The sequence below is a fragment of the Marinomonas aquimarina genome (assembly GCF_900089755.1).
GTDB classification, from domain to species: domain Bacteria; phylum Pseudomonadota; class Gammaproteobacteria; order Pseudomonadales; family Marinomonadaceae; genus Marinomonas; species Marinomonas aquimarina.
On sequence record NZ_FLOC01000015.1, the window covers coordinates 97,993 to 110,295 of the forward strand.

At 47.8% G+C, this 12,303-nt stretch carries 7 protein-coding genes; 4 read left to right on the forward strand and 3 right to left on the reverse strand.

Annotated features, from left to right (window positions below):
- The first annotated feature begins 290 nt into the window (after window positions 1–290).
- Genes hrpA through MAQ5080_RS12945 form a run of 4 tightly spaced genes read left to right on the forward strand, consistent with a single transcriptional unit; the run spans window position 291 to window position 8,399 of the window.
- The gene (gene hrpA / locus MAQ5080_RS12930; protein WP_438501671.1) at window positions 291–4,148 is read left to right on the forward strand and encodes an ATP-dependent RNA helicase HrpA; all 3,858 of its coding nucleotides are present in this window, start codon (window positions 291–293) and stop codon (window positions 4,146–4,148) included.
- Window positions 4,149–4,166: 18 nt separating this feature from the next.
- Complete coding sequence (locus MAQ5080_RS12935) at window positions 4,167–5,003, forward strand: MlaA family lipoprotein (RefSeq protein WP_067211161.1); 837 nt, start codon at window positions 4,167–4,169, stop codon at window positions 5,001–5,003.
- A gap of 38 nt (window positions 5,004–5,041) precedes the next feature.
- Window positions 5,042–6,088: a polyamine ABC transporter substrate-binding protein gene (locus tag MAQ5080_RS12940; protein ID WP_067211158.1), complete on the forward strand. Its 1,047-nt coding sequence runs from the start codon at window positions 5,042–5,044 to the stop codon at window positions 6,086–6,088.
- Entirely contained in the window at window positions 6,075–8,399 is a 2,325-nt protein-coding gene (locus MAQ5080_RS12945) for a putative bifunctional diguanylate cyclase/phosphodiesterase (protein ID WP_067211154.1), read from the forward strand. Before MAQ5080_RS12940 ends, MAQ5080_RS12945 begins: the two co-directional genes overlap by 14 nt.
- A gap of 52 nt (window positions 8,400–8,451) precedes the next feature.
- On the opposite strand, the gene MAQ5080_RS12950 is transcribed toward MAQ5080_RS12945, so the two are convergent.
- The 3 genes from MAQ5080_RS12950 to dusA all read right to left on the reverse strand — a co-directional run bounded on the left by MAQ5080_RS12950 (window position 8,452) and on the right by dusA (window position 11,746).
- A complete protein-coding gene (locus MAQ5080_RS12950; protein WP_082861113.1) occupies window positions 8,452–9,561 on the reverse strand; it encodes a PQQ-dependent sugar dehydrogenase in 1,110 nt (369 codons plus the stop codon).
- Window positions 9,562–9,743: 182 nt separating this feature from the next.
- Window positions 9,744–10,694: a transaldolase gene (gene tal, locus MAQ5080_RS12955; RefSeq protein WP_067211151.1), complete on the reverse strand. Its 951-nt coding sequence runs from the start codon at window positions 10,692–10,694 to the stop codon at window positions 9,744–9,746.
- Between the two features lie 5 nt (window positions 10,695–10,699).
- On the reverse strand, window positions 10,700–11,746 hold the full coding sequence (dusA, locus tag MAQ5080_RS12960; RefSeq protein WP_067211148.1) for a tRNA dihydrouridine(20/20a) synthase DusA: 1,047 nt from the start codon (window positions 11,744–11,746) through the stop codon (window positions 10,700–10,702).
- Between the last annotated feature and the right edge of the window lie 557 nt (window positions 11,747–12,303).

The window sequence follows — 12,303 nt, forward strand, 5'->3', positions numbered from 1 at the left end:
ATCCTTATTGTTGGGTTGAAAGTTGTCACGTCGCTACATTGTAGAGCCCAACTATAAACCGTTCCAAGCAAAGGATGTAAGAATTTAGAACTATAAGGTTAGATATGTGATCCTTTTCTACTGTGGTTGATAGAGTCAACGCTAAGTTCTGCATTTAGTGATAGAATCCCATTTATATTAAATAGTTATCACCCATCGGCGAGTTGCCGCTGGTGTTTATGTAAGGTCCGTTGTACTTCATGCGAGATAAACAGGAAACAGTTTTGCACGACATTCAGCAAACTGCACTCATGGCGAAAGACCGTCATGCCATCACTCGAAAATTGGACACGCTGGAAAAGCGTCGCAGTGAGGGGTTACCCACCTCAAAACTGGAAGCCGAATTAGCACAGTTGATAGAGGCGTCCAAAGCGCTGTATGAAGCGCGTTTAGAACGTATTCCACAGATCAAATACGATGATTCTTTGCCGGTATCGGCGCGTCGTGATGAGATTGTCAAAGCCATTCAAGATAACCAAGTGGTGATCATCGCCGGTGAAACTGGCTCGGGTAAAACCACTCAGCTGCCAAAAATGTGTTTGCAAGCAGGGCGCGGTATCAATGGCCAGATTGGTCATACTCAGCCACGTCGAATCGCTGCGCGCAGTGTCGCCGAACGTATCAGTGATGAACTTGAGGTGAAACTCGGTGAAGCGGTGGGTTTCCAAGTCCGTTTTACCGACGAAAGCCAAGAAGATACGCTGATTAAGCTGATGACCGATGGTATCTTGCTGGCAGAAATCCAGCAGGACAAACTCCTGCAAAAGTACGACACCATCATCATTGACGAAGCCCACGAACGCAGTCTGAACATCGACTTTTTGCTGGGTTACTTAAAGCGTGTCATGGTGCAACGTCCAGATCTGAAGGTGATCGTGACGTCAGCCACCATCGATGTGGAGCGTTTTTCCCGTCATTTTAATGATGCACCGATTATCGAAGTCTCGGGTCGTACTTATCCGGTAGAAATTCGTTATCAGCCACTGTTGAGTAAATCGGACGTTGAGGAGCTCGACGAAGATCAGTCGATGGAGCAGGGCATTGTCGATGCTGTGACGCAACTGATCGCCGAAGAGCGTGGTTCGGGTTATCGCGGTGCCGGTGACATCTTGGTGTTCTTGCCTGGGGAACGTGAAATCCGTGAAACCGCGGAGTTATTGCGTAGGGAAGAACTGCGTGGTGTGGAAGTCTTGCCATTGTACGCACGCCTAAGCAGTGCAGAGCAATTGCGTATCTTTAAGCCCCATGGCGGACGTCGCATTGTATTATCGACCAACGTGGCCGAGACCTCCCTGACGGTGCCTGGTATTCGCTATGTTATCGACCCAGGTTTGGCGCGTATCAGTCGCTACAGTGTGCGTTCCAAAGTACAGCAACTACCGATTGAGAAAATCAGCCAAGCGAGCGCCAACCAGCGTGCAGGTCGATGTGGTCGTGTCGCTGAAGGTGTCTGTATTCGTCTGTACGACGAAGAGGATTTCCAAGGCCGTCTAGAGTTTACCGATCCAGAGATTTTCCGTACCAACCTTGCGTCGGTTATCTTGCAAATGGCGAACCTGCGCCTTGGCGCCGTCGAGAAATTCCCGTTTGTGGAAATGCCTGAAAAACGCATGATCAATGACGGCTACCGTGCTTTGACGGAACTGGGTGCGCTAAAAGGTGATCGTTTAACCACCATTGGCCGTCAGTTGGCGAAACTGCCAATCGACCCGAAATTGGGCCGTATGTTGATCGCCGCCAATGCTCACCACGTTTTGAAAGAAGTAGCGATCATTGTCAGTGCTTTGTCAGTGCAAGATCCACGTGAGCGCCCGCAGGATAAGAAAACCCACTCTGACCAGTGTCACGCCGTCGACAAGGACGAAAACTCGGACTTTATGGTGCTGTTGAATCTATGGCAACGCTTTGAAGAGCAGCGCCAAGAACTATCACAGAACCAGTTGCGCCAATACTGCCGTAAGCAGTTCCTAAACTTTATGCGCATGCGTGAATGGCGTGATATTCACCGCCAGATTCTCATTGCCTGTAAGCAGCTGGGCTTTAAAGAAGTGGAGCACGAAGAGCGTCAGTACGACGCCATTCACCGTGCTTTGTTGGCTGGTTTGTTTACCCAAGTGGCCAACAAAATGGACGACAGCAAAGAGATGCTGGGTTGTCGTTCACGTAAACTCGCAATTTTCCCAGGCTCCATGTTGTTTAAACGCCCACCGCAGTGGGTGATGGCAGCGGAGCTGGTAGAAACCAGTAAGTTGTATGCGCGTATTGTGGCGAAAATCGATCCGCAATGGGTGGAAGAATACGCTGCGCCATTTGTTAAACGACAGTATTTTGATCCGCACTTTGAACGCAACCAAGGTCGAGTGGTGGCCTTTGAACAGGTGTCTTTGTACGGTTTGATCTTGGTGGCGAAGCGCCGCGTCGATTATGGCCATGTGAATCCTGAAGACGCTCGCGACGTGTTTATTCGTCAGGCGTTGGTGGAAAACGGGTTAAAATCCAAAGCCAAGTTCTTCATTCATAACCAAGACTTAATCAAAAACGTTGAAACCCAAGAAGCGAAACTGCGTACCCGAGATATTTTGGTCGATGATGAAGCGGTATTCGGTTTCTATAACACACGTTTACCGGAAGATGTGCGCAACCAAAAGAGCGTTGAGTATTTTGCTAAGCAAAACCCTGACACGCTATTGATGACCCGTGAGGACTTGATCAATCAGGATGTGAAAGTAGATGAATACGCTTTCCCTGATAACTATTCCTTAAACGGCGTGGCGCTGCCGATCGATTATGAATTTGCTCCTGGCCAGCAAAAAGACGGTGCGACGCTAAAAGTACCGGTAGGCTTACTGCGCCAGCTGACCTTAGACGAACTCGGTTGGGCTGTCCCTGGCTACGTGAAAGAGCGTTGTGAGTCTCTGATTCGTGCTTTACCGAAAGCGTTACGCCGACGTTTCGTACCGATCCCACAGTTTGTAGAGCGCATTTACCCGAACTTGTCGAAAGACAAAGGTGACTTGCTGGAGCAGTTATCGCTGCAGATTAAGCGTGAAACCTTGATCGACATCCCGCTGACCGAATGGAACGCCGAGCGCTTAGACGGTCACTTGACGCTAAATATTGATGTCATTGATGAACGTGGCAAAGTGCTGGGCAGCGGTAAAGACTTGTCTGAGTTGCAAAGTCGCTTTGCGGAAATGGTGGAAAAGAGCTTCGCCAAGTTTGGCACTAAGAAACATGAGCAGGCCGAGCTGACCGAGTGGCCGGATCAAGATGTTCCGGAACGTCAGGAGCTGAAACAAGCTGGTATCAAGGTCACGGCCTTCCCAGCCTTAGTGGCCAACCAAGCTAGTGTGTCGTTGAAAATGTTCGACGACCCAAGCACCGCGTTGGAAGAGCACCGTAAAGGGGTCATTGCGCTGTTAAGGCTGGCTCTGCACAAGGACATGAAATACCTTGAGAAGAACTTGCCGAAGTTGCGTGAGTCGATGCTGTTATTTGCACCGATTGGCAAAAAAGAGGTGCTGCTTGATGACTTGCTCGATGCCATCATTGAGAAAGTGTTTCTAGAAGAGCGTCCATTGCCACGCACCAAAGCCCAGTTTGAGCAATGTTTAGCGGACCATCGCAATAAGCTAGTCTCCATTGCGAATGATATGGCGCTACAATTACATTCAGTGCTGTCTGCCTACCAAAAGGTGGCAAAACGCATGAAAGGCTCGATTCCATTGCCTTGGACCCGTGTCTACGGGGACATTAAAAAGCAATTGGAGAACTTGGTGTATCCAGGCTTTATCGGCGCAACACCACTGTTTTGGTTGGGGCAATTACCGCGTTATTTCAAAGGGGTTGAAGTTCGCCTTGAGCGCTTCCAAAACCATTTGAATAAAGAAAATGCCGCCGTTGGTGAATTGGAAAACCTTTGGGAACAGTATCTACGCCAGAAAAAAGCCCATGACGATAAAGGCATTTATGATCCCAATCTAACCCGTTATCGTTGGTTGTTAGAAGAGTATCGAATTTCCTTGTTTGCGCAGACAGTTGGCACATTGGAGCCAATTTCTGACAAACGTCTCGTAAAACAATGGCAAGAAGTTAAAAAGCTTGTTTGATCTATAGGGAGATAATTCATGAAACATTTAATTGCGAGCTTTACCTTGCTGATCCTATCCGTCTTTGCCGTGGCCGACACCACCACGCCAGAAGACCCATGGGAGGGCTTCAATCGCTCGATTTTTAGCTTCAATGAAACCGTAGATGAGTATGGCTTAAAGCCGTTGGCGCAAGGCTACGACGCGGTGACGCCTAACTTTATGCAAAAAGGGGTGAGTAACTTCTTCTCAAACCTAGGGGAAATTCCCAATACCTTTAATAATCTGCTGCAGGGCAAGTGGGATGAAACCGCGTCCTCTACCTCACGTTTTCTGATTAATACCACGATTGGTATTTTTGGCTTGTTTGATGTGGCGGGGGCCATGGGGATTGAGCAGTTTAATGAAGACTTTGGCCAAACGCTGGGGTATTGGGGAGTGGACAGCGGACCTTACCTAGTGTTGCCATTTTTTGGCCCATCAACCGCACGAGATGCCAGCGGTATGGTGGTTGATTACTCGTTATATGATGGCTTGGATTTATACGATCTAAATGCCGATGAGGAGTGGATTGCTCGAGGCCTGAATATCGTACAAACTCGCGCTAAGTACTTATCCGCTGAACGAATGGTATTTGGCGATCGTTACTCTTTTTTACGAGATGTCTACATTCAAACGCGTGAAGGTGAGGTAAAAGATATCTCCAGAACACAAAATGCCTCTGGTGCGTCTGCTCAAGACCCTGCGGCTAATGAAAGCCTAGAAGATTCTTGGGGCAATGAAGGCGATTCTTGGGGTGACGAAAGTGATTCTTGGGGGGAAGAGAGCAGCAGCGACTCATGGGGCGAAACAGACTCTTGGGGTGAAGAGCTGTAACTCTTTTAGGTGACAATATAAGGCGTTGGGGAGTATCAATGTTTAGCAAAACGATTGCCTACGGCGCTTTATTATTCGCGACCTTCATGGCGGCGAGTACAGCCCAAGCACGGGCTGTCACGCTGACACTGTATACGTGGGAAGATTACACCGATCCGTCTTTGCTTGATGAATGGCAGGCAGAGACGGGGATTGCCGTCAAACAAGTGTATTTCGACGATGAAGCGCAGCGAAATCTAGTGCTATCGGGCCACGCCAGTGAGCAGATTGATGTGGCCGTGGTCGACAGCTCTACGATCCGTGTTCTAAGTGGTGCGGGCTACTTATATCCAGTGACCAAACAACCTAAACGTGAAACCTTTTTGCCCTCTAGTTGTGGGGCGTTTGGGCGACCGTATTTGTGGGGCTCTTATGGTTTAGTTTATCGAGAAGATAAGCTGACCGAGCCACTCACAAGCTGGCAGTCACTGCTAACGCCCTCTTCTGAACTCAGTGGCCATATTGGTATGTTAGGGCTAGCAGATGAATTGATTATGCCGGCCTTATCTGCTTTAGGATACTCGGTGAACAGTACCGATGAGCGTCAGATTCAAGAAACGTTTAAGCTACTCAAAGTCCAATCGCCCCATGTGGCGACCTATGACTATATTTATACTTATGTATTGGCAAACCCTGAGCAGCAAGAAGTGTGGGCGGCGCCAGCCTATTCCGGTGATCAAGTTGGTTTAAATGAATTACAGGGCGCTGACGTGTGGCAATATGTTATTCCTGATGAAGGCGCGATAATATGGCTAGATTGCTTGGCAATTACAGCGAACTCTCGATATAAAGAAGAAGCCCAAGCCCTTATTGATTTTCTAACGCAAAAAGAGAACAGTGCACAAAGCACTGAGACCCTGTGGGTTGCTAGTCCTTACAAGGACGCATTAGACCTTATCGATGAACAAGTTTTGCAAGACCCAACTGTCTACTTGGACTCTGATACGCTCGAAAAAGCAGTGCTCTTTCAGCCACTTAGAGGTTCTGATATTTTAAAAAGGACGCGTATCAAGGACGCTTTAATTCGTTATCATGACTTTAACTAAGCGCTTAGTACTTCTCGTTTTACCCATTCTTCTAATCGGAGTATTGGTAGCAACGGTCGGTGTTTACCGAATTCAAACCGATACTCTTACTGAGGTGGAGCAGAACCGCCTCGACCTTAAATTGTTGCAAGCCAAAGTGGAATTCGAGCGGGAGGCCAATATCAGCTCTGATATTATCTCTTTGCTGATGGAAGGTGAGACCCTGGTCAACTTTACACGTTATGTTGGTCAAGACATTCGTGAATATTTGGTTACGCAACGTTTAGATTTCTTGATCAATGATGTGTTGGGTGATCAGCGAATTCGAGTCTCGTTAACGGTTTTTGATGGTAAGGGTAAGCCTATCTATCACTATGAGCGCAGTGATAACCCGTTTTCCGATGTCCCCAGCTTCCTACCTAACTTCGCCCGCGCGTTAATTTTCAAAGAGGCGACGGAAGCTCAAAAGATCATGTTTATGAAAGATGGTCGACATGCGTACATGTATGGTAAAGCCATTAATAGCAGTACCTTTATCTCACCTGTCCGACCTTCCATGGACGACAGCTTGGCCATCGTTGCCACGGTGTATTTAGAGTCCTTCGATCAGAAGCTTAATGAGTTAAAAGCAGAATATGGCAATGCGCCCATGATCGTTAACCGCACTGCTAACCTCGTCGAAGAGCCCGACTCATCATTCCGCAAGGTGACGCTATATCCTAGCTTTGAATTAGAAGTGGAGCTGACCGAACAGTATTTGCGTCAAGCACGCACCTACTTAGTCGATTGGATGATTGCTGTCGCGTTTGTATTAGGGGTGGGGATAACGGGATTACTACTGTTCTTGATCCGACGCTTTATTATCTTGCCGATTGAGACACTGGATCAGCAGCTGACCCTAGTGATGGATGAGCGACAGTCCAATATTCAAAAGCCTATTGGCGAGGACGAGGTGAGTCGACTGGGCAGTAAGTTCTACGACCTATACGATCAACTGCATGAGAACTTGCGCGAGTCACGTACCCTTGCGGTAACGGATGCTCTGACCAAGCTGCCCAACCGTACCCGTTTCCAAGAATTTGCCAAGCGTGCTTTGATTCGTGCTTGGAATCGTCACAGCCATGTTTCCTTGATCTATATTGATTTGGATAACTTCAAGTTTGTGAATGACCGCCTAGGCCATGAAGCAGGGGATGAGCTATTACAACACGCGGCGCGCTCTTTCCAAGAGTTGCTGCAAAGCGATACGCACCGTAATCAGAGCTCATTGGTGTCGCGTCTTGCGGGCGACGAATTTGCCATTGTGTTGGCTCATGAAAGCCTAGATGAACGTCTTACTCTAGCGTCGAACTTAGTCGCCTTGTTTGAAGGGGGCTTTAAAACCGAGCGCTACATTACGCCAGTGTCGGCCAGCGTTGGTATTGCCAGCTACCCGAACGATGGTGAAGACCTGCGCGAGCTGATTGCCAACGCCGATATGGCCATGTACCACGCCAAGCGTACCGGCAAGAACCGTTTTGCCGCCTACTCACATACCATTGCCCGCGAAGCGCGTCGTGTGAAGTTGATCGAGGATGCCTTGAAATTCGTCAACTGTGACGAAGAGTTCTCGTTAATGTTTATGCCGTTTGTCGATGCCGATCGTCATATTAAAGGCTTGGAGGTACTACTACGCTGGTATTCTCCTGAGCTTGGACAGATTACCCCAGATGAGTTTGTGCCGATTGCCGAGCAAACCGGCTCCTATACAAAAATTGATGATTGGGTCTTCCGCAATGCCTTTTCACAATTGACCACGTTACAAGAGTTTCTCGGTGAACAGGTGGTGATTGCCATCAACATCTCCGCAGGGGAGTTGGGGCAGGCGTCCTTTGCTGACCGTATTATCAATCTAAAACGTGAATTTAACGTGCCGGATGGCTCGGTAGAGTTAGAGATCACAGAAACCTTTGGCTACTTTGCCGTTGAGCAGGTGCTCTCTGTATTGCGCGACTTGCGTGATGCAGGCTTTAGAATTTCCATTGATGACTTTGGTATCGGTTATACGCCGCTGTTGCAGATGATCGATTATCCGGTGGATAAGGTGAAATTTGATAAGGAGCTGGTGGATCGTTTGACCGACCAAAGCTATCACTTGTTAATGGAGCCCACAGTAGAGCTGTGTCACATCCAACACATTAAAGTAACGGCGGAAGGTATTGAGAACAAGGAGAAGTTTGAGCTGTTAAAAGAAGCCGGTTGTGACTACTTCCAAGGCTATTCGATCGCTCAACCTATGGCACTCACTGAGCTACGTCAGTGGTATCAAGAGTATAACCGTTCTGGCGCATAGCCATTTTCCAGCAGCAAAAGAAAGAGGCTTGATCGCCTCTTTCTTGGTTTACTTAATAATCGTTACTTGGACGAACTTGCAGCAGCTTGCCTGAATCGGTACTGATAATAATGGAGCCGTCATGGGTTTCAATCACATCTCGCATGCGCTCGTTTAGGCCTTCTAAGAAGCGTGTTTCAAACACTTCCCCTGACTTCAAGCGAACGTTATTCAAATGGCGCAATGCTAAGGCGGTCGACAAGAAGTCTCCGTGCCAATCGTCAAACAATTCACCGCGATAAATCAGCAAGGAGCTAGGGGCAATGGAAGGAATAAAGACTTTCTTAGGGTCTTCCATGCCTTCTTTACTGGTGGCTTCACCCACTTTAATCGGTGCCCAGTATTCTTTGCCAAACGACACGATCGGCCAGCCATAGTTGGCGCCGACACGAATCAAATTGATCTCATCACCGCCACGTGGGCCATGCTCATTGGACCAAAGCAATTGCGTTTTTTGGTCAAAGAATAATCCTTGTGGATTACGGTGACCAAAGCTCCAAATTTCAGGACGAATGTTGCCGTGGCGTACATAGGGGTTATCCGCAGGCACTGAGCCGTCTAGGTTGAGGCGTAAGATGCTACCGGCGTGATTGGATAGATCCTGTGCATTCGCACGTTCGCCACGATCACCGATGGAGAAAAATACGTGGCCGTTACCATCGAACGCAATACGACTGCCAAAGTGCTGGCCTTTCGACGAGGAAGCATCAGCGACCAATAAGTCTTGCCAATCAGTTAGGGTGTTACCGTTCAGTTTGGCACGTGCCAAGGCGGTCGTCGCGCCTTCTTTGGTCGGATGCGCGTAGGTTAAATAAATCCAAGAGCTGGTCTCAAAATCAGGTGCCAAGGCGATGTCTAACAAGCCCCCTTGACCAAGACGAGCGATCTTGGGCAGCCCAGAAACCTCTGAGTACTGACCGGTTTGCATATCAATGCGTAGCAGCTGACCGTCTAAAATGGTCGCCAGCAGGGTATTACTATTTACTTGCGTCATGCCCCAAGGAATGCCATCTAATTGGGCCACTTGGTCGACTTTAAATTGTGGTTCTGCTTCTGCTGCATAGCCCAGCGCACTGACAGACATCAGCAGGCCAACACTAAATTGTTTTATACGTTGAAGCATATGTATACCTAGTTTCATTCAAGAATCCTGAGTATAGATAGGAAAAGCATAAGAAATAGGATTACAGCGCGGATTTCATAATCATTGCGGAAAGCTTGCCCACTGGCTATAAATCCAGCAAGCAGAAATACAAAACGCGACATAAAGTCGCGTTTTGTTGTGGAAAATGTCTGGAGGAGGGCTTATAGCTTCTCTTCGATCATTTTCTCAAGTTTACGCTGGTCTACTGCGAAGTTACGGATCCCTTCCGCTAGTTTCTCAGTGGCCATCGCATCTTCATTTAGTGCCCAACGGAAAGACTGTTCTGTAACCGCTTCGCCAGCTGGCGTGATTTCAGTTGCAGGCACCAGTTTACGCTCTAGAGTGCCTTCGTCTTTCTTCAGCTCTTCCAGTAGGTTAGGGCTGATGGTTAGACGGTCACAACCTGCAAGTTGCTCGATCTCACCGATGTTACGGAAGCTTGCGCCCATCACGATCGTCTTGTAGCCGTGCTGCTTGTAGTAGTTGTAAATTTCCGTCACAGACACCACACCTGGATCGGTTTCTGCTGTGTACTCTTCGCCAGTCGACTTCTTGTACCAGTCTAGGATACGGCCAACGAATGGCGAGATTAGGAATACGCCTGCTTCGGCACACGCTTGCGCCTGAGCAAATGAGAACAATAGCGTCAAGTTACAGTTGATGCCTTCTTTCTCTAGCTCTTCTGCGGCCTTGATGCCTTCCCAAGTAGAAGCGGCTTTGATCAGTACGCGATCTTTAGAAATGCCAGCGTCTTCGTAAAGTTTGATTAAACGACGTGCTTTTTCGATCGTTGCTTCTTTGTCGTAAGAAAGGCGCGCATCCACTTCTGTTGAGATACGACCTGGAACGTATTTAAGGATTTCAGTACCCACGATGACTGCAAGCTTATCGTTTGCATCGATGATTTGTTGTGCTTTGTCGTCGCTTTGCTCTTTCGCCCAAGCAATCGCTTGATCGATAAATGGCGCATACTCTGGGATTTGGGCAGCTTTGAGCATCAAAGACGGGTTAGTCGTCGCGTCTTCTGGTAGGAAATCTTTGATTGCAGTGATATCACCTGTGTCAGCAACAATCGTTGTGAACTCTTTTAGTTGAGATAACTTATTGCTCATTGCTCTTATCCTTTGCTTTTGTCTAGCTGTTGTTTAACCAATTCGATGGCGTCCAGTAACACATTGATTGTAGCGTCACTTCGATGACCATTTTCTGAAAGGTAGCGTCTAAATTGTTTACCACCAGGTAAACCTTGGAAAATACCAAGCAAATGACGCGTTAAATGCATCAAGCGCTCACCATTCGCCAGTTGACGTTCAGCGTACGGAATAAAGCGTTCTAGTGCTTCAAAGCGGTCGCTGACCAGCGATGGTTGGCCAAATACGGCCTGATCGACTTGGCTTAAAACCCAAGGGTTATGGTAGGCCTCACGGCCCATCATCACGCCATCTACATGACGTAGATGTTCTTGTGTCTCATCAATAGTTTTAATGCCACCATTGATCAAGATTTCAAGATGCGGGAAGTCTTTCTTTAACTGATACACGAAATCGTACTTAAGCGGCGGAATCTCACGGTTCTCTTTAGGACTTAAGCCTTGCAAGATCGCATTGCGGGCGTGCACGATAAAGGTTTCCGTCGCAGACTTTTCGGCCACGGTGCCGATAAAGTCACGTACTACACTGTATTCTTGCTGATCGTCCAAACCGATACGGTGTTTTAATGTCACCGGCAATGAGGTGGCATCCTGCATCGCATTCATAGCATCGATGACCTTGTCTGGGTAAGCCATCAAGATGGCACCGATCAAACTGTTTTGCACGCGATCACTTGGACAGCCGGCGTTTAAGTTGACCTCATCATAGCCAAACTCTTCCGCCATCTTAGCGCACTTGGCCAATGCCGCCGCATCGGAACCGCCCAATTGCAGCGCAATCGGATGCTCACAGTCATCGTACTTTAAAAAGCGTTCAGGGTTGTTTCCCTGCAGCAGTGCGCCAGTCGTCACCATCTCTGTGTACAGCAGCGTATGCTTGGTAATGCAACGTGCAAACACACGGTAATCGCTCGTGGTCCACTCCATCATTGGCGCGATGGAAAAGCGGCGATCAAGCTTAGCCCTTGATTTCTCTGGGCTAGCGGCGTTTTTAGTTTCTAATGCTTGAGTCATGTATCGTGTAATTTTTACTGTGTATAGTGATGTTTGCGCCGTGACAGGCTAAGGCATTTTGAAAATTTGCTACAAAATACCGCCAACTGATCGCAAAACACCCGATTTGTTCTCTGAATGGCTGCCATTATGTCATAAAGTTACAAGGTTGCTAACTGTGTTGGGGGATTAAAAGGATAGAAGATTGTACGAATGTTCAATAGTTCTGCTGCTGAAGTGCTTGGGAGGGGCAAAGCGCTATATCTACATATCAAAATGGCCTTTCAACGTGATATTATTTTTGCCCACCAAGAACCAATTGTATCAGCAGATCGGCCTGAGATTTTGTCATGAGAAGGAACTTAGTAGAGTTGTTTTTTACTTTCTCCGCATGTTGCTCGAATCCCCCTAGATCTGTGATTTCACCACTATCCAAACTCCATAAATAATGCAGGGCGCGAGCATACTTTGAAGAACTAGCTTCAAACCTGCCAAAACCTGTATTGTAGCGCTTATTAGTTCATCAAACAGGCTTCATTCCGTGACTCTTATCGAACATCTATCTGTCATCAAAGAAA

Coding starts and splice junctions, on each gene's coding strand:
- tal (WP_067211151.1), bottom strand. CDS start 10,694: ATGAGCAATAAGTTATCTCAACTAAAAGAGTTCACAACGATTGTTGCT.
- MAQ5080_RS12945 (WP_067211154.1), top strand. CDS start 6,075: ATGACTTTAACTAAGCGCTTAGTACTTCTCGTTTTACCCATTCTTCTA.
- MAQ5080_RS12935 (WP_067211161.1), top strand. CDS start 4,167: ATGAAACATTTAATTGCGAGCTTTACCTTGCTGATCCTATCCGTCTTT.
- MAQ5080_RS12950 (WP_082861113.1), bottom strand. CDS start 9,561: ATGCTTCAACGTATAAAACAATTTAGTGTTGGCCTGCTGATGTCTGTC.
- hrpA (WP_438501671.1), top strand. CDS start 291: ATGGCGAAAGACCGTCATGCCATCACTCGAAAATTGGACACGCTGGAA.
- dusA (WP_067211148.1), bottom strand. CDS start 11,746: ATGACTCAAGCATTAGAAACTAAAAACGCCGCTAGCCCAGAGAAATCA.
- MAQ5080_RS12940 (WP_067211158.1), top strand. CDS start 5,042: ATGTTTAGCAAAACGATTGCCTACGGCGCTTTATTATTCGCGACCTTC.